The following is a 24,756-nucleotide window of genomic DNA, read 5'->3' as shown; positions in this document are numbered from 1 at the left end:
AACTCTTGACAAGCTATAGTTTTTATATAAAATCAATATAGGATAATTTAAGGGGGTATATTTTGCAAGAACGATTTACTGAAAGAGTTAGAAAGATATTGCATATTGCCCGTGAAGAGGCAATAAAGTTCAGGCATAATTTTATTGGAACCGAACATCTCCTTCTTGCGATGATTAAAGAAGGTGAAGGTGTCGGCGCCATGGTATTGATAAATTTAGGTGTAGAATTAGGAGAATTGCTCAAGGCAATAGAAAATTCAATAACCATTGGTCCGGGTGGCAAAATTGATGTAAATCTTGGCAATGAAGCAAGGGTATGCCTTAACTATGCAATGGAGGAAGCAAAAAATTTGGGGCACACCTATGTTGGCACTGAACATTTATTATTAGGAATTATAAGAACCGAAGGAAGCATTGGTGCCCAGATCCTTGCATCTATGGGTATTGATTATGACATAGCAAAGAACGAAATAATCCAGTTGTTAAAGCCTGAAGGTGTTGCTGCCGGGAAAACAAAAGGCAAACCAAGGGGATCTGCCCTTGATTTATTTTCAAGGGACCTTACTCAGCTCGCCCGCGAAGGTAAACTTGATCCGATAATCGGAAGAGAAAAGGAGATTGAACGGGTCATACAGATTTTATCAAGGAGGAAAAAGAATAATCCTGTTCTAATTGGGGAAGCCGGGGTTGGTAAAACTGCGATTGTTGAAGGACTTGCCCAGGATATAGTCGCGGGTAACATTCCTGATTCCCTTAAAAACAAAAGGGTTCTTGCCCTTGATATGGCATCCATTGTGGCAGGTACCAAATATCGCGGTCAGTTTGAAGAAAGGCTCAAGGCAGTGATAAATGAAGTTACCAATAACAAAGATATAATACTTTTTATTGATGAACTCCATACAATTGTTGGTGCTGGCGCGGCAGAAGGTGCGATTGATGCATCAAATATGCTCAAACCCGCACTTGCAAGGGGTGAACTTCAGTGTATAGGTGCCACAACCCTTGAGGATTATCGGCGATATATTGAGAAAAATGGCGCCCTGGAAAGACGATTCCAACCCATTATTGTAAATCCACCCACCGTGCAGGAAACGATTGGAATATTGAAAGGTCTCAAAGAAAATTATGAAAAACACCATCAGGTAATATATTCAGATGAAGCACTTGAGGCGGCAGCATATCTTTCTGACCGTTATATCATAGACCGTTTCCTCCCGGATAAAGCAATTGATGTTATAGATGAAGCAGGTGCAAAAGTAAAATTATCAAAAATAGTGAAAGACCCAAAGGTAGTTGAACTTGAAAATAAACTCCTTGAAATCAAAAAAACAAAAGATAAAATGGTTGCAGACCAGAAGTACGAAGAGGCAGCAGAATTGCATAAAGAAGAACTAAAAATCCAGGAACAGATAAGAAAGAGAAAAGAGATACAAGGTGAAAGCTCAAAACCGGTTGTATGCGAAGAAGATATTGCGTTTGTTGTTTCACGCTGGACCGGTATCCCCGTATCAAAGATTGAAGAAAAAGAATCAAAGCGTTTATTGAAGATGGAAGAGGAATTACGTAAAAAGATTGTGGGACAGGATGAAGCAATTAAAGTGATATCCCGTGCGATAAGACGGAGTCGCGCCGGTGTGAAAGACCCACGACGTCCGATTGGTTCTTTTATCTTTTTAGGACCGACTGGAGTGGGAAAAACGGAATTGGCACGTCGACTTGCGGAATTTCTTTTCAACGATGTCAATTCCCTCATTACCCTTGATATGTCTGAATATATGGAAAAATTTAATGTATCAAGATTGATTGGTGCACCGCCAGGATATGTAGGCTATGAGGAAGGTGGACAACTTACCGAAAAAGTGAGGCGCAAACCATATTCCGTTGTGCTCTTTGACGAAATAGAAAAGGCACATCCCGATGTGTTTAATATTTTGCTCCAGATTCTTGAGGATGGGCAACTCACAGATTCCTTTGGCAGGAAAGTGGATTTTAAAAACACCGTAATAATTATGACATCAAATATCGGCACCGCAGATATAAAAAGAAGCGACGGGCTTGGATTCGCCAAAGTTGATCCCAATGTATCTTATGATAAAATGAAAGAAAGGTTAATGGATGAAGTTAAAAAACTATTCAATCCCGAATTTCTCAATCGTGTTGATGAAATAGTAGTATTCAGGCAATTAACTAAAGAAGATATGAAAAAGATTGTGGAAATTCTCATTGCAGAACTTGAAGAAAGGCTGGATGATAAGAAAATGGTTCTCGAGCTTGATGAATCTGGTAAAGAACTACTGGTGGAAGAAGGCTTTGACCCTCAATATGGTGCAAGGCCCATTAGGAGAACAATAAGACGTTTAATTGAAGACCCGCTTGCCGAAGAGATTTTAAAAGGGAATATAAAAGAAGGTAAGCATATAAAACTCATTCGGGCAGGTGATAGACTGGAATTCAAAGTTAAATGATTTTATCCATAATATTCGCCTATACAATCGCCAATATCACGGTTGATGCCCGGTTCACAAATAAAGACCTTATAATCCAAACCAGCGGTTTAAAAATCGGAGAGCAGTTTAAAGAATCAATGATTCCGCAGGCAATAAATAACCTTTATCGCCTCCGATTATTTGATTATATCGCTATTGATACGACAATTATTGCAGATGGCATTTTTATTAAAATAAATGTGACTGAAGCACCATTTTTAAACGGTGAACCCCAATTTATAGGAAACAAAAAAATTAAAAAAGGTGATTTACTAAAAAAAATTGAATTAAAAAACGGTCAGGTTCTTACAAAGAAAGCAATTTTTGATGCAAGGCTAAAGATAATTGATCTATATGCGGAAAAAAATTTCTATAACACTGTGGTGCAGGACAGTATTGTACCGGATACACTAAACAAAGTTAACCTTTATTTTGTAATCAATGAAGGTTCTGTTCTGAAAATAAGTAAAATAAAGATTGAAGGCAATAAGGCACTTTCAGAAAGTTCTATAAAAAGAAAAATGCAGAATAAAGAAAAGGGATTCTTGCGCAGCGGAAAACTTGATCGTGCAAAATTAAAAGAAGATATAGAACGCATAAAGATTTTTTACCGAGACAATGGATTTCTTGATGTTGTTGTTAGCGAACCAGAAATAAAGGTCGTTGATAATAAATTGGTAATAACCATAAAAATAAATGAGAATCAAAGATATTATGTGGGTGATATAAAATTCAGTGGTAATGTTCTCTTTTCAACTGCCCAGATGGAAAAATTATTAAAGATAAAGCCCGGGACAATCTTTAATCTTACCAAGGCACAAAATAGTCTGCAAAAATTTTATGAAGTCTATGCAGACGAAGGTTATATATACTGTTCAATAGCACCAATCGAAACAATTCGTGATAGTTTTGTTGATATTGAGTATCAGATAACTGAATCAAGGCCGGCAAACATAAATCGGGTTGTCATTGCCGGAAACTATCGCACCCGAGAGAAAGTAATTAGAAGAGAAATAGTTACTCTTCCAGGCACAAGGTTTCGTCGTTCCCAGGTTATAAGAAGTATGAGAGAAGTATTCAATCTTGGATTCTTTGAAGATATCACCCCTGAGACCGGTAGTCCGGATGACAGTGGAAATATTGATTTGGTCTATCGTGTTAAGGAAAAAGAGGGTGTTGGTTCTATCGGTGCGGGGATGGCATATTCTGCCCAGGATAAATTGACTGGATATATTGAATTAAGCCATCCCAATGTCTTCGGCAGAGGTCAACGTGTTTATACAAAATTTGAAATTGGCGGCAGGCTCACTAATATCCAATTCGGTTTCACCGAACCCTGGCTCTTTGATACAAGAACAACTGCGGGCTTTGATGTATATTATACGAATAGATTATGGGATTTTTATACAAAAAGGGATATCGGCAGTGCCGCGAACTTTTCTTTCCCGTTTTTTCTTGATTATACAAGATTAAATTATACATTCAGAGTTGAAAGAACACAAATTCTGGATATTGCAAAAGAATATCAGCCAACTACCGGATATGACTTAAGAAAAGATACAATTCCCAAATGGACTTTAGCAAATAACTATGGGATAACAAGAGACACAAGGGATTTTATATTCAATCCTTCAAGTGGTTCATATATTTCTTTGCAGACCGAGATAGCAAAACCTTGGATATTTGCCAATATAGATTACAATAGATTCACATTTGAAACCCGTTCATATTTTCCGGTTTTCTGGAAATTTGTTTTGATGACAAGATTCCGAATGGGTATAGTTACAAGTGCCGATGAGGTTCCATACTACAAGCGATTCTATGCTGGTGGCACCGGCGAAGATGGTGTTAGGGGATATTCAGACCGTTCGCTTTCACCGATTGAAGATGGCAAAAGAATTGGTGGTAATGCTTTATTCATAAATAACATTGAATTGAAATTGAAATTTTCTCAAAGTTTCGCACTCCTTGCATTTTATGATATGGGGAATGCATTCGCTTCTTATAAAGATTTCAATCTCTATGATTTAAAAAGAGGCGCAGGTATAGGAATTAGGGTAGAGATTCCAATGATGGGTGTTCTTGGTTTTGATTTGGGTTATGGATTTGACCGTGCTCAACCAGGTTTTGAACCCCATTTCCAGATAAATCCATTTGGAATGTTTTAATTATCTACTGGAGGAACAATGCAAAAATTAAAATCTATTTTAATTATTACAATAATACCCTTACTTGTTTTTGCAAAAGAACAGAAAATCGGATTTGTCGAGTCCTCAAAAATTCTAACCCAGTATCAGGCAACTTCATCCGCCACTCAAGAATTTAATGAATATGTAAATGCCTGTCGGGACTCTGCAGCAAAATTACAGCTAACTGTGCAAAACTTAAAGAGTGAATTTGATGCCCAGAAATTGATGTTGAGTGAAGAAGCGCGTTTAAAAAAACTTGATGAAATTGATAAGTATAACCAGATTTATAATAAATATCTTCAGGATGTGTTTGGACCAGGTGGGAAGATTGAACAAAAGAACGACGAACTTATGGCGCCGTTGTTGAAAAAAATAAATGACGCTGTTGCCAAGATTGCCCAGCAAGAAGGATTTTCAATGGTAATCGACCTATCTGAAGATATCTTTTATGCTTCCCCAGAATTAAATATTACTGATTTAGTTATCAATGAACTAAATCGTGAATACGGTGTTGCAACGACTATTCCCAGTGCTATGAAAAAATACATTGGTATATTACCTTTTAAAGAAGAAAATACTGAGGCACTTAATGAAAACCTTGGTATGAGATGCCAGAACGAGTTATACACGGTGTTAAACAATTACTCGCAGACATATAACATTGTAACCAAGGGGACTATTATGGCAGAATTGACAAAACGGCAGTGGGATTATAAAATGATTGATGAAAATCAGGCATTTCAGGTTGCGGGATTTGCAATGTGCAATTATATCGTTATGGGAAAGGTAAGTAAAACAGGAACAAAGATTGATTACACAATCAGTCTGAGGGATGTAAATTCAAAAGAGGAAATAGGCAGTCGTTCTAATTCAGTAAACGACGATATAAAATTCTCTGAATCCCTCAAGAACGACCTAATGAGCCTGATTGAAGCATTAAAGAAAAAAGAATAACTACCAATAATTGACTAAAATTTAAACTTGAATATAATTTAGTAAAGATGGTTAATGGGTTGGGGTTGAGATGCTGAATTGGTTAATGGGTTTGATTGATGGTTTAAAGACTAAAAACTATAGACCAATGACCATACCAGCATCTATGCCCAATAACTATAGACCATCTGTTAAGGGTTGATGCGTAAGAACAGGTCAACGAGGGGGTTCCGAGGTCTCCAAAAAGTATTGCTCTGTTCAAACTTTTTGGAGATAAGGGGGATTCTTCCCCCTTATGCGCCCGTAGCTCAACTGGATAGAGCGGCGGACTACGAATCCGCAGGCTACGTGTTCAAGTCACGTCGGGCGCGTGCCAATTTTGCTGACAGCCATCAAGCGCAGCGCAGATGGATGTCATCGCAAAATTGAGCATCCCGAGTGAAATGAGGGATGCCAAGCTTAAACAATTTTTATTGCGCAAGGGATAAATATGAAAGACAATGATGAATTTTTTATGATTGAGGCATTGAAAGAAGCACGGAAGGCATTTGAAGAAGAAGAAGTCCCAATCGGCGCGGTTGCGGTTTATAAAAATCAAATAATTGGACGCGGGCATAATCGAACTGAAGCACTCCAGGATCCTACGGCCCACGCTGAGATACTCGCAATTACAGCGGCAGCAAATGCTTTAAATTCCTGGCGCTTAAATGATGTTGTGATTTATTCAACGATAGAACCTTGTATTATGTGTGCGGGTGCGCTGGTATTGGCGAGGATACAAAAAATCGTCTTTGGTGCAAGGGATGAAAAATTTGGTGGATGCGGTTCGGTTTTCAATATTGTGCGGGAGCAAAAATTAAATCATAAGATTGAGGTAGTTGAAGGTGTCTTAAGAAATGAAGCATTGTCTTTAATGAAAGATTTCTTTAATCAAAGACGTAATAAAAAGAAAAAATAGATAAAATTATATAGTTGGTGGGTTGAGGTTGAGAAGCTGGATTGGTTAATGGGTTTGGTTGAAGGTTTAAAGACTAAAAACCATAGACCTTACCAGCATCTAAACCCAATAACCTTAAACCCTTTGTTAAGGTGGTTTGCTTGATGAGAAATTTTTACCTGGTAGAGCAGACCTGAAGGAATAAGGGTTGATGCGTAAGAACAGGTCAACGAGGGGGATTAGAGGTCTCCAAAAAGTATTGTTCTGTTCAAACTTTTTGGAGAAAAGGGGGAATCCTCCCCCTTTTGGAGAGATGGCCGAGTGGACTAAGGCGCGCGACTCGAAATCGCGTATCCGCTTAAAAGCGGGTCGGGGGTTCAAATCCCTCTCTCTCCGTAAACCCGTCTAAATTCTACGGGCTTATCTTTTACTAATACTATATCCTGAAGTATCAATCACGACGGATTTGTCATGTTTTCCTTTTTAAATCTATTTAATCAAAGTCAAAACAAGTTCAAATCCCTCTCTCCCCGTAAACCCGACTAAATTTCACTGGTTAATCCTTATTAAAATAATTATTTTCAAGATAACAATAATTCAACTATTCCATTATTCCAGAATATTGGAATAATGGAATTATGGTACTAATTATACATCTTTATCAAGGCGTTTAGATATTCTTTCTACCAATTGCTCGCAAGCATCAAGAAATTTCCTAATTTCCTCGGGATATTTTATCCAGTAAGTAGTAGATTTTCCCTTTTTTTCATAGCGCACCAGATTCGCCAATCGTAATTTAGTCATCTGAGAACAAACTGCTTGTTTTGATCTTTTAACATGTTTCACAATTGTACTTAAATCTAATTTTTCTTTTTCTAACAATAGTTTCAATATTCCATAAGATATTGGATATCCTAAAACACGACATATTGTTGAACCACGAAATCTTTTCTCGATTATCTCCATAATGATACCTCCATTTCATCATTCCATAATTCCAGAATATTGGAATAATGGTATATCAGTATAATGGAAAGTTAATTTTTGTCAAGAATCTGTATACAAAAAGATTATATTACTTATATATACAAAGCGAATATTTGTCTCAGAAGAGACATATATATTTTTGATAATATTAGAAGATTGAAAATCATAAATAGATATCAGAGGTTGTTGTCTCTAATAAATAATGCTTAATTCATCAAAATACCTCAACCGGGTCAACATCAATCTCTAATTTTGATTTACTCAATTTAATCTGTTTCAAAAATTTCAATTTGCGATGGTCAAACTTTAGCGGCGTCTTTAGTAGTATGTAAACACGATAATTGTTTCTTATTTTGTAATAAAAAGACTGATTAGGTCCAAAAATTTTAATACCTTTTATTTCAGTCAACAAATCATAAATTTTCTTCGCTTCATTCCATGTATTCTGTTCGTCTTTACCTGAAAGCCGGATAAGAATTAACCGCGAAAATGGTGGGAAATTAAGTTCTTTGCGCAATTTCATTTCTTCAGCATAAAATTTTGGATAATTCTGCAACTGGCTAAAAAGTATTGAATATTGCTCGGGATGATATGTTTGTATCAAAACCCTGCCCGGTTTATTTCCCCTGCCTGCCCTTCCTGCGACCTGGGTTAAAACTTGAAATGTCCTTTCACTACCCCTGAAATCAGGGAGATTCAGAATTGTATCGGCATTAACAATTCCCACGAATGTTACATTTGGGAAATCAAATCCTTTTGTAACGAGTTGTGTGCCGAGCAATATCTGTGCCTTTTGTTCTTCAAATTTTTTCAAAATTTCTTCTGCCTCTCCCCTTTTCCGTGCACTATCGCGATCAAGTCTTAAAATAGTTGTTCTACAATTTTCCGTATTCCCATTCAATTCTGATCTTAATATCCTTCTAATTATCTCCTCTATGCGCTGAGTTCCTGCACCACGATATAACAAAGTAGCCTTCCCACATTTAGGGCAATGGTTGAAATAATCTGTTTTATAATCACAAGTATGGCAAGAAAGTACAGAGACATCACTTTTTGTAGTAGCCCGATGATATACCAGTGGTAATTTACAATATGGACAACGAACGATATAGCCGCAATTCGGACAAATCAAACTCGGTGCAAAACCACGGCGATTTAAAAAAAGAATTGCCTGTTCATTTTTTTGTATTATTCCCTTAATAGATTCTTCAAATCTTTGAGAAATAAATTTTCCACCTTCCTTTTTTAAATCAACAACCTCAACATCGGGTAAAGGACGGGCATCTATTCTCTCTTTTAAAGTTAAAAGTTCGTATTTGCCGATACCAGCATTATAATATGATTCTATTTGTGGTGTGGCACTACCCAAGACGACAACGCAATTTTCAATCTTTGCCCTGACCACGGCAACATCCCGCGCATTGTATTTAACTGCCTGCTGATGTTCTTTATAGGAATGGTCATGTTCTTCATCAATGATGATTATTTTCAAATCTGGTATAGGAAGAAATACCGAACTTCTTGGTCCAATAATGACTTTATAAATTCCATTTTTAATACCATACCATGCGTTTCTTCGCTCTCTGACAGTAAGTGCCGAGTGTATTGTAATTACATCCTTACCAAAACGTTCAGCAAATCGTTTTAATAAAAGGGGTGTCATTGATATTTCGGGAACGAGAACAAGCGCCTTGCCTCCGTTTTTTAAAACTTCAGAGATAACCTTTAAATAGACTTCGGTCTTTCCGCTCCCGGTAACACCAAAAAGTAGATAAACCTTAAAGATATTTTTTCTAACTGAATAAAGAATACGATTTATCGCATTACTCTGAGAATATGTTGGAACAGGCTCCTTCGCTATCGTTGGTTTTTCATATTCTTTTTTTATGTATTCAAATTTTTTTAAGACCCTGGACGGAAATGCCTGTTTGAGAACCTCGCCAAGATAAGAAACATAATAAGAGGCAATCCATTTATAGAGACTCAATAATTTTGGTGAGATAAAATTTGTTTCAACCAACTTCTGGACTTTTTTTATATTGGGCACATCCCTTTTGATATTTGTGCTAACGACTATTCCATATTTATACTTTTTCTTTAAGGGAACAATGACCAAATCACCGATATGCAGTTCAAAGTCACTTTGATATGTAAGATAATCAAACTTTGTATTCGGTATCGCCACATCAACTAACATAGTTAAAAACCTGTTTTAACATAACTACCTATATCATTATATGCAATTCGCCTAAAATTTCAATATCGTAGGCATTTAATTTTTCTTAGTAAAAGCAAATTCTATCTTTACAAAAAAGTATTTTCAGATATAATTTTTTAATATGGAAATTGCCATTAAAATTGAAGATTTGCATCGTTCATTTAAAGTCCATTTCTGGGAGAAAAAGAAAGAGATATTGAAGGGAATTTCTTTTGAAGTTTATAAAGGTGAGGTTTTCGGTTTCCTTGGTCCCAATGGTGCTGGCAAAACAACAACGATAAAAACGATTACCGGATTGATAAGACCGGACCGGGGCAGTATTGAAATCTTTGGTTATCCGCCGAACTCACTTGAGGCAAAAAAACGGATCGGATTTCTCCCGGAGTCTCCTTATTTCTATGAACATTTAACCGGCTATGAATTTTTGAAAATACATGCAATGCTTTGCAATAAGCATACTAAAAAAAACATACTTATGGAATTGATAGAAAAAGTAGGATTGAAAAGGGCGGCAGATTTGCCGTTAAGAAAATACTCCCGTGGAATGCTCCAACGAATCGGCATTGCCCAGGCACTTGTTGGCGACCCTGATTTACTAATTCTTGATGAACCATTGACTGGACTTGACCCGATCGGCAGAAAAGAGATAAAGGATCTGGTTTTGGAATTGAAAAAAAATGGAAAAACCATATTTTTCTCATCCCACATCCTCCCTGATGCCGAGGCAGTTTGCGATAGAATTGGAATAATAATAGACGGCAAAATTATGCAGATCGGACCGCTTGACGAACTTCTGAAAAAAGGCACAAAGACCGATGAAATATCACTTGAAGACTGGTTCTTTGAGCAGGTAAAAGGAAGGTAATGTTATGCATAGAATTCTGGCAATCGCGGAAAATACATTCAAAGAGAGTTTAAGACAAAGAATAATGCTTTTATTAATAATCTTCAGTATCTTGCTCATTGTTATCTCTTTATTTCTTGAACCTTTCGCCCTTGGTGAATCACCGAAATTGTTAAGAGACTTTGGCATGGCAGTGGCATCACTTTTCGGAATTCTTGTCGTAATTATTATAGGATCCACGCTGATTCATAAAGATATAGAAAAAAGAACGATCTATACGGTTATTGCAAAACCAGTGAAGAGAAGCGAAATCATACTTGGTAAGTTCCTTGGACTTTTTCTTTTGATTGCAATATTGGAAGGAGCAATGGCATTAATCCATCAATTTGTCATTTTTATTTACGAAGGTAAGTTTGACATATCAATATTAATCAATCTACCATTTTCCCTCATTGAAATCGCTGTGCTTTTGGGAATTCTACTACTCTTCTCATCTTTCTCTTCAGCAACATTGACATCAATAATGGGTGTGATATTTTATGTAATTGGACATGCAAGTCCGGATTTAAAACTTTTTGCAGATACTGTTAAAATTCCTGGGTTAAAATATCTTGCCTACGGATTTTATTATATCCTGCCCAATCTTGAAAATTTTAACCTTCGGTTAGAACTTGTCCATAAACTACCTATATTCACTGACCAGGTATTATTCTCAATTTGCTACGGATTGATTTACACGATTTTTTTGCTTTATCTGTCAGTATTGATTTTTGAACAAAGGGAATTTAAATGATACAAATCATTCTTCCAATTGTCCGCCGTACTTTTTGCCATTCTGAACTTACAACTGCCTGTTGCGTCCAACTTACAATTGTCAGTCACTCCGAACTAACACCTACTTGTCATCCTGAACCTACAACTACTTGTTATCCTGAACCTACAACTCCTTATCATTCCGGATCTACAACTACCTGTCATTCCGAACTCGTTTCGGAATCTAAAAAAAATACAGAACCAACCTTTTATACAAAATAAGATGCTGAAACAAGTTCAGCATGACAGAAATAAAAATGAATAATCAGTATTATGTTTATATTCTAACCAATAAAACAAACAAGGTGCTTTATATTGGAGTCACCAACAATCTCGTTCGCAGAATGTATGAGCATAAAAATAAATTAATTAATGGATTCACAAAAAAATATAATTTAACGAAGCTTGTTTATTATGAGATTACAAATGAAATTGACTGCGCAATCAGGCGGGAAAAACAGTTAAAGAACTGGCACCGAGATTGGAAAATAAATCTCATTACACAAAATAATAAAGAATGGAAGGACCTGAGTGAAGAGCTCATCAACAATGAATAAAAATAAGATGCTGAAACAAGTTCAGCATGACAAAAAATCATCGATCACCGTGGAATCACCTTTCCCTGTCACCCTGAACTTGTTTTTTCCTTGCCCTGTCACCCTGAACTCGTTTTTTCCTTGCCCTGTCACCCTGAACTCGTTTCAGGGTCTAACATAGGGAGATAGTGCAATGTTAAAAAAGACTTTTTTCGTAATTCTTTTCCTCTCTCTTATTGTTAATCTCTCCTATCGTATTGACCTCAAGAAAACAACTCATGAACTTATCGGCGAATTGATGTATTTCCCGTCGGGTTTTGCAATCCGTGCATTATCGTTGGGATTCTATGTGCCTTTAGCAGATTATGTCTGGCTTAGATTTATCCAGTATTATGGCGAGCATCGTATGACTGATTTACGATTCGACCTTATGCATCATATCCTTGATATATTAACCACCCTTGACCCATATTTTGATCATGCCTATACCCTTGGTGCCCTGATGCTAACCCATGATGCGAATAGACCCGACCAGGCATTCGCATTATTAAAAAAGGGAATGCAGGCTGACTACAATGAGTGGCGCACTCCATTTGTATATGGATTTATACATTATGTTTTTTTAAGGGACTATAAAACAGCATTGTCATATATGCGTATTTCTGCGAGTAAACCCACTGCCACCGATATGCCCAAAAGATGGGCAGGGTATATTGCACTTAAAAGATTGCGTGATACCAGGACTGCCCTTGCCTTATGGATTGATCTTTACAATAATGCCAAAAATCCCGAAGAGAAAAAAATTGCCGAGATTTATATCAAAGAAGCAAGGATGGAACTTGACATTGAATTTTTGAATAAAAAAATTGAAGAATTTGTAACCAAAATTGGGAGAGCACCAATTAATCTGAAAGAATTAGTCTCTAAAGGCATTATAGATTCAATACCCACAGAACCACATAGTAGTGATGCAGAAAGATATTACTATTATCTGAAAAATGGAAAGGCGCATTCCACTTGGCAAAATCTGAAACGATAATCTTTTACTTTACATAAACTGTATCCCCATATTTAATGTTATCTTCCGAAACAAAAATAGTTTTTTCCATTTTTGTATCAAAAAATATTTCGTAACCATTGTCATAGTTGGTGGGATAAGGAACTGTAATTAAAAACTCTCCGTTATTATTAGTTGAAACTGAATCAAAATAATCAAATGTTATATTAGGTAGTTGAATTTTACATGAAACTTTTACTGATGTGTTAGGTAGGGACTTGCCTTTGATTACAGCACCCTTAACAATTTCAAATATTCTCACACTGCCACTGAAATATCTAAGGCGGAAATGACGATACGGAGGATAAAACTTATCTTTAAAGTAAAATCCGCTTCCTAAATATTGTGAAAGTCGATAACTACTCGTTGCGATACCAATTGAATTTGGTTCCATAATCGTAATTGGTTTGCCTGCTTTATCTTTAGTATAATATATATTTAAAAATTCCTGTGGTGTAACTTTTAAGTATTTGGCAGATAAATAAATATTCCGCAATACACCATACATGTACACATAAGGAGATTCCAATTTTTTTAGAATATTTAATGCATCTTCTTCGGTTTGTGTTAAAAAAAATTGACTGACTATTTGAAAGTTGGGAGCATCATTACCAAAATTTGATGCGGTAACCGGTTTCTGACCTAAATATACAATATAATGACCACTATCCCAGAAACACATAATACCATATTCAGGTTTACTGTTGGGTTTATAAACATAGCTGGTTTTCGGAAGTGAATCATTTATCCATCGGCACGCATTTATTTCATCCCTTGTGGGTACATCAAAACGCATCCCATAAAACCTTATATCAATTGTAGAAAAATTTAGAAATAAAACAACAGTGCTAAAAGCGATTCCTATTTTGGGGCTAAATAATTTGGAAATCTTTATCAGAGTGTATGAAAATATAAGCGAAAAAAATGGGATAAACCAGATTCCATAGCGGCGGCCTATAAATGATATCAACCCAGTGAATAGACAAAAAAATATAAAATAAATAATTGATTTATTTTTTCTATTTTCTAAAATCGTAATTAAAAGCATTGCTGGCCAGACATAATAACTTAAGCCAATTGTTTGCTTCACCGTGAGATTATCAATATAACCGCTTTGTACTAATAATGGTTGGAATTCCAATATTGTTGCTAACCATGGGTCATTTTTAAAAATAAAAAAAAGTCCATTGATAAAGGATTTGGTACGAAGCAAATAAAATAACAAAATAAAAAGAAAAAAAATAGGTATTACCGCAACTATCTTTAGTCTATTTTTTGACCGCATTATAACCATAACCCACATGATTAAAGTTGCTATTAAAAGCAAAGACAAATGCAAATATGAGAGACCGCGATAACTAAATGGGCTATCAATAAAATGAGTGTCTACACTAAATGGTAAAATGATAATAAATGCAGTAAGAAAAGAAATTGAGGATTTAAATTCTTTATGAACCAAAAGCAAGATGAAAGATAATCCAATAAATAGTATCGCACCTTGCCATAAAAGGAGTGATATGCCGAAAGCAAATCCTAATTTCAGGTACTTTCGCATCCAATTTGAATCATCATTTATAAGAAAATAAAATATTAAAAGCAAACCGAAGGTTTCGCTGATGTGATGGTCAAAATATCCTGCCCTTGCATAAAAAGAAGTAACCGGTAAAATTGTAGCAATGAAGGATGCTAATAAAGCGTTCATTCGGGAATTGAAAAATTTATTACCTATTTGGAATATTAATAAAATTACCAGGATACCCCATAGTACAGGCATAACCGCACACACTGATTCTACTTGTGATATAGAAGGATGTCCTAAAAATAAAAGCCAGGAAACCAATGCCGCAGAAAAATCAAAAAGTGGTGGCCAGATACAATAATTCCCAGTCGGATATGAGATGTAATAATCGAAAACGGGAATATTGGGAAAATTGTTAACGTTTATCAAAACCCTGCGGGCATGATAATACGGGTCAGGTGATATAAAAATAGGAATATCCTTTTGTTTTGATATTAGAGGAAGCAACCATAGTGCACATCCAAAAGCAGCTACAACAATAAGGAGCAAATTTTTATTGAATAAGGACCTCATCAATCAACCATCCGCTTTTCGTCAAAACAAGCTTATCTCCAGTAATAAAATATTTAAAACAATTGTCTTTATAGGAATAAAATTTTATTCGATAATAAATTTCACAGGTTTTTTTATTAATAAATTTGACTGATATAATCGTATCAACTTTAATTGAATCTATTCTATCTGGTATTGGATAGATCAATGTTGAATCATAAAACTCATCCCTATGGAATGTAAAATATTTCAGCGCATTTTTGTAATCTCGTTTATCAAGAAATGACCAGTATTTATAAATTGTGCTTTCGGGTGGGGCTACAAAAGAAGTGCTTTCTGTTTTTTCATTCTTACTACACACAACTTCTATTATAAGATATGTCAATATCAAAAATAGAAATCTCTTTTTATTTTGCGGACTAAACATTTGTGCTATTTTATAAAAAAGACGGCTGGCATTTCAATAATTTTTGCCAGCCGTCTAAATTTGCGAAATTATTATTTCGCAACACCAGGGGTAAGTGTCAGAGGCAGTACTCCTTTGGCTCCGACGCCATAAATACGATAAGAAGGAGCTGCATTAGCTACGGGTAAAGTGTCTGCATAAAATGATATACCTATATTACCCTGGCTGTATGTAGGTATTCCATCTTGAACTGCATTATTTGATGGATAAAATGGATTTCTTACATTATCAGGGAGTATTGCATTAGTACCAAATGGCGAAATTAGATTTTCCGCTACGCACATATTAGCATCTGGACCCGTTGAAGGATACGCAGTATTTATTTGGGCAACTGTAGTATTTAAGTTCACTGGATATGCATCAGCGCCGCGTGTATTCAAATCTTCCACTGAAGTCTGCAGGGTATGCATATTATTCTTCAAGGATGATTCTTTTGCTCTCTGCTGCATTGCCATAAAGTTCGGAATAGCAATTGCGGCCAGAATACCGATGATCACGACCACGACCATCAATTCAATGAGGGTAAAACCCTTCTTCATTGTGTACCTCCTTGTTTTCTTTACAAAACCCGCCATATTATGCGGATTTTGATTGGAGTTACAAAGTTGGTTAATGGTTATTTAACCACTTAACCAGTATAGTGCCCCAGAAGTAGAATGGTTGCTTTTGCAACCCTGTATTTGTTTCAGGTTATAGTTTAGGTTAAAAACCTTTCACTTATAACCTTTAACTTTTTATACGGGCTTTAGGGCACGGTTCAGGGTATCAAGCTTTCAGAAAAACACTATAATTTCAATCGGTATCATTCGTTTAGTTTGCACTACCAGAAAGCCCGTTTTTTATTACATTTTATTGACAATCCTACTTTATATTATATTCACATTCTCAGGATTGTCAATAGGTTATGTCAAAGACCACGGATTTACGGGACTGAAGTCCCGATCCCGTTTTACTGACTCTATTAATAATATATGCAAAAATCGTGCCTGCAAGTTATAAAAAAACCCCCGAAATTTCAATGGTTTTTTAACTGTTTACTGTCTCATTTTATATCTTCTGTCTCATTTTGCGACACTTAAGTCTCGTTTGGTACCTTCTCACTTTTTATCTTCTTACCTTCTTTCCCTTTATTCGCCGATATAAGGTCGCCCTGCTTATACCAAGTTTTTTTGCCGCCTCAGTTATGTTTCCATTACATTCATTCAATGCCTTTTTAATCTCATTATCTTCAAGTTCCTTCAATGTCTCAATATTCCCAAACTTCACATTGATATGCTCGGGTTTGATATAATAGGTATCAGCAAGGACTGCTGCCCTTTCAATAATATGTTTTAATTCACGCACATTTCCGGGCCAGGAATAATTTTTAAGCACCTCAATCGTTGATTTCATCAATCTCTTTTCCCCAAGGTTTTCCCTCTCACAGATGGACTTCAAAAAATATTCGGCAAGTAAGGGTATATCTTCTTTTCTCTGGCGCAGCGGTGGCAAAATTATGGGTATGACATTCAAACGATAATAAAGGTCTTCACGAAATCTCTTCTGTCTCACTTCTTCATACAGGTCTTTATTCGTTGCCGCAATAAGACGGACATCAACTTTTATGGCTTTTGTTGAACCAAGCGGCACAATTTCCCTTTCCTCAAGGAGTCTCAAAATCTTCATCTGGATTGAGCCCGGTGCATCCCCAATTTCATCAAGAAAAAAGCTGCCTTTATTGGCGACAAGAAAAAGTCCATCTTTATCGGTTGTAGCACCGGTGAAGGCACCCTTTTTATACCCAAAAAGTTCGCTTTCAAGAAGAGTTTCCGGTAATGCAGCACAGGATATAGTAACGAAATTATAACTTGCCCTTTTTGACCTACGGTGGATTTCTCGCGCAATCAATTCCTTACCAGTCCCTGACTCGCCGAGTATCAATACAGTGGTATCGGTCTGGGCAATCTTATCTACCATACTTAAAATATTTTTAATCACCTTGCTTTCACCAATTATCTCAACGGGTCTTTCTTTTTCTCTTCTTATATTTGCCCTTATACGATTAAGTATTTCGTCAATACCAAATGGCTTCAAGATATAATCACTTGCTTTATCCCTCATCGCATTTATGACTGATTCCATTGAACCATAGGCAGTGATGAAGATTACCGGCAGGTGAGGATAAATAGACCTAACATTTTTTAAAAACTGGAATCCATCCATTCCCGGCATTCTTATATCACTTATTACACAATCAAATTTCTCTAATTTTAATTGATTAAGTGCATTCCTGGGTTCGTTAGTTGCATATACATCATAACCATTTTCCTGCAGTGCAAAAGAAAGCCATTTTAAAAGGCTTTCCTCATCATCAAGTAATAAAATCTTAGGTTTCATAGAATCGTAGTCAATTTAAACAAATCACTTTTTTCTTCTTGCAAATACCTCTTCCAGCGTAAGCCTGAATTCAGGGATAAATACGAATTCCCTTAACTCACCTTTTATTCTAATACTTATATCGGGTTTGATTGATATCTTCCCAAAGTTCTTAAATCCGAATTTATATATCAATCCAACTGAATGCTCCTTGATACCGCTTAAATACCAGGGGTTATATGAATATGAGAGAACTAAATTATCTTTCCCGCCGATTATCTTGAAGCGATAAACCGTATTAATCCCTTCTCCGAACAAATATTCAAACAGTAATGCTCCATTCCAGTCTTTTAATGTATGTTCAATACCAAGACCCAAAACCTGGGGCAGATTATAGGTCGTATCATTTTGTGATTTTTCCATACTCAATCTCCCTAATCCTTCGTAATAGCAGGAGAGTATAAATAATTTCAATCCAGCACTGAATACCCTGCCATTGTTCCGGTATGAAAAAGTATCAGAAATAGAATAACTACCGATAGTGTAATTCCATATTTCCCTTGAACTCCCGTATAAATAAGACCCGCTGAAAAAAATCTCAGCAAAATTAACCCTGTGATTTAATTGAAGATATATTTCTTCAATCCCGCCCCTGCCCTGCACATACATATCAAGTTTATCTACCTTACTATAAATATCAAATGACTGATTATACCTCTCTTTGCTTCCAAAACAGAAAACCAGACCTTTATAAACAGGGATCTTCATATTAAGAGAAAATGGATTGGTCCAGAAAATTCCACGGAAATCGCTTCCTTTATTAAGCATATTAAATTCAGGTCTTAGTGAAAATTCAATCTGCGCAATGTTTAAATCCCCATAAAAAGGAGTTCTAAAAATTCCCTGCTCCTGACCAAGTCCTTCTATAGAGAAAACTGATGCAGTAAATATTGAAAGCAGAACTATATTCATCTCTCCTCAGGCGGTTTGATATATCCAACTTTTAACTGATGAGAACCAGTCATCAATTCAATATTAGCAATATCATAATTTTCAGGAGATAGATAGATAAAAATTCCAAAATTTGAATCCGGATGTTCAATAATCCGCTGGACATACTGAACAATATCAAGGGCAAAGAGTGTATCACTCAAAGCAAATTTTTTTAAGGCAATCTGGGGACTGAGTTCGGTATCAAATCCAGTAAATGGCTTTCTAAGATATTTTACACCTATCTCAATAGAATCGCACAACCCATAATGACTCATTGCCCTGAATGTCAATTCCCCATAAACAGCCTTTGTTTCGTTTAATAATGTATCATAGGTGAATTTTACATAATTCCGAAATGAAACCCCACTACCAAGCCAGTTTTCCCAGTAATTTGGTAATGTATCTATTTTTATTATATGGCAATCTGCCTGGAGTGGCAATGAGGTAATTACCCCATTCTTCACGAGTTGGAAACGGGTTGGTTTTCCTGATTCTCTTGCATAGAAAGCGCAAAAGCCGGTATCCTCGGGAATTAGAATAATTCCCTTACCATTCCTCATTTTACCCAAATCTATATAATTGAAAAAAACCACGCAAGAATCACCTTTTATCTCACCCCATCTCAAAGAATCAAACTCAAAATCACCTCCCGGATTTGACCACAAATCTGTATTATCCTTTTTATACCATGTTGCCTCAGTTTCAGAAAATTCATTGGTCAAAATATGAACAGTAAATCTCAATGTATCATTATTGAAACTTTTGTTTTTAAATAGTATCAACTTTATCTGGTCAAGCCCCTGATATGTTGTATCAGAAAAATTAAACTTTAAAATGACCCGCGACTGATATTTACTATTTTTTCCAATGATGAGATTTTGCGAGGTGCCAAGTGGCATTGCCTTCGACTCGGTAAATGAAACATATAATGGCAGGTTTATAGTAATGGCATCAAAATCTCCGCGTTCATTGAGTTCTTCTTCACCCAAAGGTAGTTTATTGCAGGCAAGTGTCAAAATAAAACTAAATAGAATCCACCTTCTCATTATAGATAAATATATCAAATTTTTGGGCAAAGTCAAGGAATTTCTATTTCAAAAGTATCGCCTTTTCAATTTTACTCAAATCACCAGTATTAAGATGGATAAAATAAATGCCCGCAGGAATTTTCTTACCTGCATTGTCTTTACCATCCCAGACAATACTGGATACTTGATTCAGGATACCGGATTCAAGATTGAATGATTTAACAACCCGACCTGAAACATCATAAACTATTAACGAAATTTCGGACTGCGTTTCGCGGAATGCGGAATTGTTTGGGAACTGGAATTTAATCACACACTGATTTTTAAATGGATTTGGTTGTAAAGTAAGTGAAATCTCACCTGTTTTATCATATTTGGTTTTATCACCGACCCCAACATTGCTTACAAATAATTTTTCCAAGCAGGAATAATCACCCCATCCCCAGGTGGTATTATAGCCGCGGACATAATAGTAGTATTCACCAAGTGGATGATTAGAAAATGTATATGTAGTATCTGTTATGCTATTGGAAATGACATTTATATTATTGAAAAAACAGACCGGACTGATATCGTCAACATAGAATCCGCCCGATTGAGCCGAACCATCATACATCGTTCTGAATCTAAAATAAACCGATTTACCAACCCAATTAGCAAGGGAATATGCCTTGCGTATCCACGAAGTTTGCGAACCGGTGAATCTGGTTGTATCAAGACTAAACCATTCTTTTGTATTTTCAGATACCTCAACAACCGTAACATCATAGTTATTCTCCAAAGTATAGCGACACCAGAAAGTGAAAGAATCTCCGGGTTGAACAAGATAAGGATGAATTGTGGTTGCCGCATAATTCATATTTGCTGAATCACCAGACCATAGGCTTCGTGTTGGTGAGTGGGATTGAGCTGTGGAGATTCTGTATCCCTGTAAAAGCCAGCGTCCGGTGCCGGATTCAAGGCTATCGGTCTTGATACTTGGATTTGATAGGCGGACGAGCTCCCATTGTGTCGGATGGTTATCATATGTATTCTTTGGATGCCAGACAATCGTGAAATTTGGTGTTACAGTATCTATCGGCACAATTCGCGGTGGCGGCACAACACCTTCAGCAACGAGAATTAATGAATCGGCAAATCCGGCAAGGTATTTTGCCGCCTTGAACACCTGTCTTGAAATAAAATCAAGGTTTGCTACGGGTTCATAAAATGCAGTTCCAATCTCTGAACCATAAAATAGTGCTGATAGCCCATTTACATAATGATTATATCCATAAACCCAGTCCCGGGTATTTCCACAGGTAGGATAAGGATTATTATAAGATTGTCCTGGTGTATAAGTACCGCCATTCACACGCTGCATCATACTTGCCATATAATTACCTTTTGCGTTATAAAGCGCTGCATCAGGTGTTCCTGCTGCCTTGTACCCCCAGGGCCACATCACCTGTTCTCCATAACTATGCAAAGAAAATCCTGTTGTAATATTGCGCTGACGGATATACATTGCATGGGCACGGACTTCATCTCCACTGAAACCATAGGCTCCGCAAAAGGTCTGGTCTGAAGGATAATGTGAAACCTGTCCTTCATCAGCCGCCCCCCAGTAGCCATCAACATCCCCGTTACAGGCACCCGAGTAATTCCGATTACAATCTGTGCCGATAGCACCGCCAAATGGTTCTCGGTTTTTACGCCATCCACCCTGATAATATTGCCAGTCATACACATAGCCATCAACATTTAGTACTGGAATACAATAAATTTGTGTGGTATTTATTATCTCGGTTATCTCCGGAACAACATTATAAGAACGTAGCATTGAATCAGCAAAGAATAAGACCGCCTGCGGTGTTGCCCACTCCCTTGAATGTATACATCCGTCAATCTCAAAATTTGGTTCAAACTCATCAAGATGAACATTATCCGAAATCTTCACTCCGTAAATCCATCTATTTTCATAAGTTCGCAGTGGCAAAGAATCCATCTTACAGAGTGCAGGATAATTCTGGACAAAACGCCTTAATGAATCTACAATCTGTGTATAATTCAGATAATTGCCTCTGACCTTTTCTTTTTCAAGTTCAAGGCTGTAAATCGTAACTTCATATGGTAACCCTGACGCAATAACACGGTCAAGCCCGTTCCTATCAACAACCAGATCATACCATTCTCCATATCTTCCTGCGGCTATCTCCAGTGGCTTGCCGGGTATCTTCTGGAGTTCCTGCCAGGTTGGAACATAAACCCTGACAATCATCTCCTGGGCAATTAAGAGATTCAGAACAAAAGGTAATATTGCGAACATTTTTGCCTCCTTAAATTTTGTAAGCAAAAATAAGATCATACTCATTATCTAAAATAGATTATAAAAATAAAATTTTGAAAGTCAATAGTTTTATATAAACAGGCGTTTAACCAAAATGGTTGCATACGAACCCGGCGGCAAAATAAATTTAATAAGCATCTTCTTTTTGTTGTTATATATCTCGTCCTGTTCTGCCTCACCAATAGAAAAATCCTTTGGGAAAATTATCGCCGGTCTTAGGAAACTTTTGAATCTCACCCCGCGAAATCGCATTTTATTCAATTTAAAATCTTTTAATCCAATCCCTTCTTGATCTAAAACCTCTGTTATTATGTTACCAATTTTGCCTTTTAATTCTATCTTTTCGTTTATCATTGGAATTTTTAAATCAAAAATTTCTTCTTTATCTAACAATTTGTGATAAAATAGATAACTGCCCACAGAATAAGGGACCTCTATCGTCTCTCTTCCAAATTTTTTTATTAGCCGATACAATATCTCATTAAAGAGATATGACTGATATGCCAGGAGGTAAAGATTTAGCATATCTTTATCTATTCTTTTAATTGCACCCTTAAAATCCTTAGGATTATCTTTTAGGAAAAGTATGATTTTTTTGAATTCAAAGGGCGAATAACTTAAAGAACCAGTCCAATCACCCCAGTGTTCCGCACAATATTTTTTGAAAATTTTCACCTTTCTGCCGTCCTCTTTATAAGGATAACAAAGTAGCAATTTCATTGCACCCTGATAATGACCCAGCATTAGAAGCTTTGCAAAAAATCCTTTACGATGACGTGCCGAACCAAATCTCTGCTCATCAAAATAATTGGGAAGACCAAAGTTACAAATTTCGGAATAATTTTTATAGACTTTTTCTATTTCATTCTCACTCAGGTCACGCAGGGTTATTGAAAATCTATTTCCCTTTAAATCTCCCGGGAGTATCGGCTTTGATACCCATCCAATCGGTGTCAATATAAAATTCTTTTCTTTTACAATTTTTTTAAACTCACCACGAAATGTTAAATATTGGGTTGATAATGAATATCTGTCTTTTAACCCGGCTCTTGAAAATTTTTCTTTTGCTATTGAAAACTTACGCGCAACAAAATCAATAACATCAAGTGTATTCCAGAAACTCTTTTTTAGTTTCAACAGTGTGTAGGGTCCAGAATTTGAAATCGGTAAATCAATAATTTCTTCTACAACAAAATCTTCAGGCTTAACTTTTATTTTCACAAATTCTGTGTTGCTGCGATCTCTTTTCGGAAACTGATATTCAAAAGAAGCAGTGGAAGAATCTGAATTGGCAATCTTTTTCCCAAAGTTATTAAACGATACAAAACCTCGTCAAATCTATAAAACTCACGCCACAACTTATCAACCTCTTCTTTTAATTTTTCTGCGGTCATTTTTAATGGTTTAAATACCGCATTGCCTGCATCATATTTAGACCAATCAAAATTAAAAATTCTGTTTTCTTTTATTAATTTATTGAAAAGTGCGGTTCCTGGATATGGCGTTAATATTGAAAATTGTGCAAGGTCAAGTTTTATCTTCTTGGCAAATTCTAAGGTTTTATGAAATATTGATTCATCCTCATTATCGTTCCCTAAAACGAATGCACCCATAACACCGATACCTTCATCATGTAATCGGGCAATGTTATCTTTAAATTTCTGTGGCTTCTGAAATCCCTTGTGCATCTGCACCAATGATTCTGCATCTGCCGATTCAAGACCGATAAAAAGTCCTTTGCACCCACTTCTTGCTGCAAGATGTAGTAACTCAGGGTCGTCAGCAATATTAATAGAAGATTGAGCCATCCAGATAATACCCTCATATTTTAATGCATTGAATAATTTACGTGCATATATTCTATTGCCGAAAATATTGTCATCAGAAAATCCAATAAATTTTGATTTCAAACTTCTTATCTCTTTTATCACACACTCTACAGGTCTTGTCCTGAATTTGCCGCCGAAGAATTTTGTCACACTACAGAAATTACAATTGAAAGGACACCCACGACCGGTCTGTACCATAGCGGTAAACAAATATTTTGATTTTTTAAACAAATCACGCCGGGGAACCTTTATCTTACCAAGGTCCGGAAAGTCTGGATTTTTATATAGTTTTTTCAACTCGTTATTCTCAAAATCTCTGATCACACTTTCCCATATCCCTTCTGCCTCACCAATAACTACTGCATCTGCATGTTTTAATGCCTCTTCAGGCAGTGCTGATGGATGCAATCCCCCGAGAATGACCTTCACACCCCTGTTTCTAAATTTATCAGCAATTTCATATGCATGGGGGGCAAATCTTGTGAGAATTGTAATACCCACAAGGTCTGCAGGGTAATTATAGTCTATCGGCTCAATTGCTTCATCCAGAATTTTAATTTTTACATGCTCCGGAGTTGCCGAAGCGACTGCGGCAAGTGAAAAAGGTGGTAACTGAAACGCCCTGCCCTGCATTCCCCTTCTCTTTTCGTCTACTACTGCAGGTGCAATCAGCAATAGATTCATA

At 36.3% G+C, this 24,756-nt stretch carries 19 protein-coding genes and 2 tRNA genes; 10 read left to right on the top strand and 11 right to left on the bottom strand.

Going from position 1 to position 24,756, the window contains the following annotated elements; all coding sequences use genetic code 11:
• The first annotated feature begins 62 nt into the window (after positions 1 to 62).
• The 6 genes from ABIL69_07390 (at position 63) to ABIL69_07365 (ending at position 6,941) form a co-directional block, all read left to right on the top strand.
• Positions 63 to 2,465: an ATP-dependent Clp protease ATP-binding subunit gene (locus ABIL69_07390; protein MEO0123810.1), complete on the top strand. Its 2,403-nt coding sequence runs from the start codon at positions 63 to 65 to the stop codon at positions 2,463 to 2,465.
• Positions 2,462 to 4,654, top strand: a complete 2,193-nt coding sequence (gene bamA / locus ABIL69_07385; protein MEO0123809.1) for an outer membrane protein assembly factor BamA — start codon at positions 2,462 to 2,464, stop codon at positions 4,652 to 4,654. Before ABIL69_07390 ends, bamA begins: the two co-directional genes overlap by 4 nt.
• A gap of 18 nt (positions 4,655 to 4,672) precedes the next feature.
• On the top strand, positions 4,673 to 5,629 hold the full coding sequence (locus ABIL69_07380; GenBank protein MEO0123808.1) for an OmpH family outer membrane protein: 957 nt from the start codon (positions 4,673 to 4,675) through the stop codon (positions 5,627 to 5,629).
• A 276-nt stretch (positions 5,630 to 5,905) separates the two neighbouring features.
• Positions 5,906 to 5,979: transfer RNA gene (locus ABIL69_07375), tRNA-Arg, on the top strand.
• 119 nt (positions 5,980 to 6,098) lie between these two features.
• Positions 6,099 to 6,566: a tRNA adenosine(34) deaminase TadA gene (gene tadA / locus ABIL69_07370; GenBank protein MEO0123807.1), complete on the top strand. Its 468-nt coding sequence runs from the start codon at positions 6,099 to 6,101 to the stop codon at positions 6,564 to 6,566.
• A 286-nt stretch (positions 6,567 to 6,852) separates the two neighbouring features.
• Positions 6,853 to 6,941 (top strand) — tRNA-Ser (locus tag ABIL69_07365).
• Positions 6,942 to 7,193: 252 nt separating this feature from the next.
• Here the strand turns inward: ABIL69_07365 and ABIL69_07360 are convergent.
• Positions 7,194 to 7,511, bottom strand: coding sequence for a hypothetical protein (locus ABIL69_07360; GenBank protein ID MEO0123806.1), 318 nt, complete (start codon positions 7,509 to 7,511; stop codon positions 7,194 to 7,196).
• A gap of 235 nt (positions 7,512 to 7,746) precedes the next feature.
• Positions 7,747 to 9,729: a primosomal protein N' gene (priA, locus tag ABIL69_07355; GenBank protein ID MEO0123805.1), complete on the bottom strand. Its 1,983-nt coding sequence runs from the start codon at positions 9,727 to 9,729 to the stop codon at positions 7,747 to 7,749.
• Positions 9,730 to 9,871: 142 nt separating this feature from the next.
• Between priA and ABIL69_07350 the strand changes: the two genes are divergently transcribed.
• The 4 genes from ABIL69_07350 (at position 9,872) to ABIL69_07335 (ending at position 12,982) form a co-directional block, all read left to right on the top strand.
• Entirely contained in the window at positions 9,872 to 10,615 is a 744-nt protein-coding gene (locus ABIL69_07350) for an ABC transporter ATP-binding protein (protein MEO0123804.1), read from the top strand.
• Positions 10,616 to 10,619: 4 nt separating this feature from the next.
• The gene (locus ABIL69_07345) at positions 10,620 to 11,387 is read left to right on the top strand and encodes an ABC transporter permease subunit (protein ID MEO0123803.1); all 768 of its coding nucleotides are present in this window, start codon (positions 10,620 to 10,622) and stop codon (positions 11,385 to 11,387) included.
• Between the two features lie 277 nt (positions 11,388 to 11,664).
• On the top strand, positions 11,665 to 11,964 hold the full coding sequence (locus ABIL69_07340; GenBank protein MEO0123802.1) for a GIY-YIG nuclease family protein: 300 nt from the start codon (positions 11,665 to 11,667) through the stop codon (positions 11,962 to 11,964).
• Between the two features lie 172 nt (positions 11,965 to 12,136).
• Positions 12,137 to 12,982 (top strand): hypothetical protein, encoded by an 846-nt coding sequence (locus tag ABIL69_07335; GenBank protein MEO0123801.1) that lies wholly within the window; start codon positions 12,137 to 12,139, stop codon positions 12,980 to 12,982.
• Between the two features lie 4 nt (positions 12,983 to 12,986).
• Here ABIL69_07335 and ABIL69_07330 read toward each other — a convergent pair whose 3' ends face one another.
• From ABIL69_07330 to ABIL69_07290, 9 genes are all read right to left on the bottom strand, one after another.
• Complete coding sequence (locus tag ABIL69_07330) at positions 12,987 to 15,092, bottom strand: STT3 domain-containing protein (GenBank protein MEO0123800.1); 2,106 nt, start codon at positions 15,090 to 15,092, stop codon at positions 12,987 to 12,989.
• Positions 15,073 to 15,498: a hypothetical protein gene (locus ABIL69_07325; GenBank protein MEO0123799.1), complete on the bottom strand. Its 426-nt coding sequence runs from the start codon at positions 15,496 to 15,498 to the stop codon at positions 15,073 to 15,075. The genes ABIL69_07330 and ABIL69_07325 overlap by 20 nt, the downstream gene beginning before the upstream one ends.
• 71 nt (positions 15,499 to 15,569) lie before the next feature.
• On the bottom strand, positions 15,570 to 16,076 hold the full coding sequence (locus tag ABIL69_07320) for a type II secretion system protein (protein MEO0123798.1): 507 nt from the start codon (positions 16,074 to 16,076) through the stop codon (positions 15,570 to 15,572).
• A gap of 565 nt (positions 16,077 to 16,641) precedes the next feature.
• Positions 16,642 to 17,913 (bottom strand): sigma-54 dependent transcriptional regulator, encoded by a 1,272-nt coding sequence (locus ABIL69_07315; protein ID MEO0123797.1) that lies wholly within the window; start codon positions 17,911 to 17,913, stop codon positions 16,642 to 16,644.
• A gap of 24 nt (positions 17,914 to 17,937) precedes the next feature.
• On the bottom strand, positions 17,938 to 18,864 hold the full coding sequence (locus ABIL69_07310; protein ID MEO0123796.1) for a hypothetical protein: 927 nt from the start codon (positions 18,862 to 18,864) through the stop codon (positions 17,938 to 17,940).
• Complete coding sequence (locus tag ABIL69_07305; protein ID MEO0123795.1) at positions 18,861 to 19,931, bottom strand: DNRLRE domain-containing protein; 1,071 nt, start codon at positions 19,929 to 19,931, stop codon at positions 18,861 to 18,863. The genes ABIL69_07310 and ABIL69_07305 overlap by 4 nt, the downstream gene beginning before the upstream one ends.
• A gap of 43 nt (positions 19,932 to 19,974) precedes the next feature.
• Complete coding sequence (locus tag ABIL69_07300) at positions 19,975 to 22,221, bottom strand: M14 family zinc carboxypeptidase (GenBank protein ID MEO0123794.1); 2,247 nt, start codon at positions 22,219 to 22,221, stop codon at positions 19,975 to 19,977.
• 90 nt (positions 22,222 to 22,311) lie between these two features.
• The gene (gene truD, locus ABIL69_07295) at positions 22,312 to 23,463 is read right to left on the bottom strand and encodes a tRNA pseudouridine(13) synthase TruD (protein MEO0123793.1); all 1,152 of its coding nucleotides are present in this window, start codon (positions 23,461 to 23,463) and stop codon (positions 22,312 to 22,314) included.
• Positions 23,460 to 24,755 (bottom strand): radical SAM protein, encoded by a 1,296-nt coding sequence (locus ABIL69_07290; GenBank protein ID MEO0123792.1) that lies wholly within the window; start codon positions 24,753 to 24,755, stop codon positions 23,460 to 23,462. Before ABIL69_07290 ends, truD begins: the two co-directional genes overlap by 4 nt.
• Position 24,756 lies beyond the last annotated feature (1 nt).

Source organism: candidate division WOR-3 bacterium (assembly GCA_039802005.1).
Taxonomy (GTDB): Bacteria; Hydrothermota; Tepidihabitantia; order SM23-42; family JAOAFX01; genus JAOAFX01.
This window is presented reverse-complemented; position numbering and strand designations above follow the sequence as displayed.

Bases quoted from the DNA above. Each gene is read 5' to 3' on its own strand.
- bamA (MEO0123809.1), top strand. From the start codon at position 2,462: ATGATTTTATCCATAATATTCGCCTATACAATCGCCAATATCACGGTT.
- ABIL69_07380 (MEO0123808.1), top strand. From the start codon at position 4,673: ATGCAAAAATTAAAATCTATTTTAATTATTACAATAATACCCTTACTT.
- tadA (MEO0123807.1), top strand. From the start codon at position 6,099: ATGAAAGACAATGATGAATTTTTTATGATTGAGGCATTGAAAGAAGCA.
- ABIL69_07360 (MEO0123806.1), bottom strand. From the start codon at position 7,511: ATGGAGATAATCGAGAAAAGATTTCGTGGTTCAACAATATGTCGTGTT.
- priA (MEO0123805.1), bottom strand. From the start codon at position 9,729: ATGTTAGTTGATGTGGCGATACCGAATACAAAGTTTGATTATCTTACA.
- ABIL69_07350 (MEO0123804.1), top strand. From the start codon at position 9,872: ATGGAAATTGCCATTAAAATTGAAGATTTGCATCGTTCATTTAAAGTC.
- ABIL69_07345 (MEO0123803.1), top strand. From the start codon at position 10,620: ATGCATAGAATTCTGGCAATCGCGGAAAATACATTCAAAGAGAGTTTA.
- ABIL69_07340 (MEO0123802.1), top strand. From the start codon at position 11,665: ATGAATAATCAGTATTATGTTTATATTCTAACCAATAAAACAAACAAG.
- ABIL69_07335 (MEO0123801.1), top strand. From the start codon at position 12,137: ATGTTAAAAAAGACTTTTTTCGTAATTCTTTTCCTCTCTCTTATTGTT.
- ABIL69_07330 (MEO0123800.1), bottom strand. From the start codon at position 15,092: ATGAGGTCCTTATTCAATAAAAATTTGCTCCTTATTGTTGTAGCTGCT.
- ABIL69_07325 (MEO0123799.1), bottom strand. From the start codon at position 15,498: ATGTTTAGTCCGCAAAATAAAAAGAGATTTCTATTTTTGATATTGACA.
- ABIL69_07320 (MEO0123798.1), bottom strand. From the start codon at position 16,076: ATGAAGAAGGGTTTTACCCTCATTGAATTGATGGTCGTGGTCGTGATC.
- ABIL69_07315 (MEO0123797.1), bottom strand. From the start codon at position 17,913: ATGAAACCTAAGATTTTATTACTTGATGATGAGGAAAGCCTTTTAAAA.
- ABIL69_07310 (MEO0123796.1), bottom strand. From the start codon at position 18,864: ATGAATATAGTTCTGCTTTCAATATTTACTGCATCAGTTTTCTCTATA.
- ABIL69_07305 (MEO0123795.1), bottom strand. From the start codon at position 19,931: ATGAGAAGGTGGATTCTATTTAGTTTTATTTTGACACTTGCCTGCAAT.
- ABIL69_07300 (MEO0123794.1), bottom strand. From the start codon at position 22,221: ATGTTCGCAATATTACCTTTTGTTCTGAATCTCTTAATTGCCCAGGAG.
- ABIL69_07290 (MEO0123792.1), bottom strand. From the start codon at position 24,755: ATGAATCTATTGCTGATTGCACCTGCAGTAGTAGACGAAAAGAGAAGG.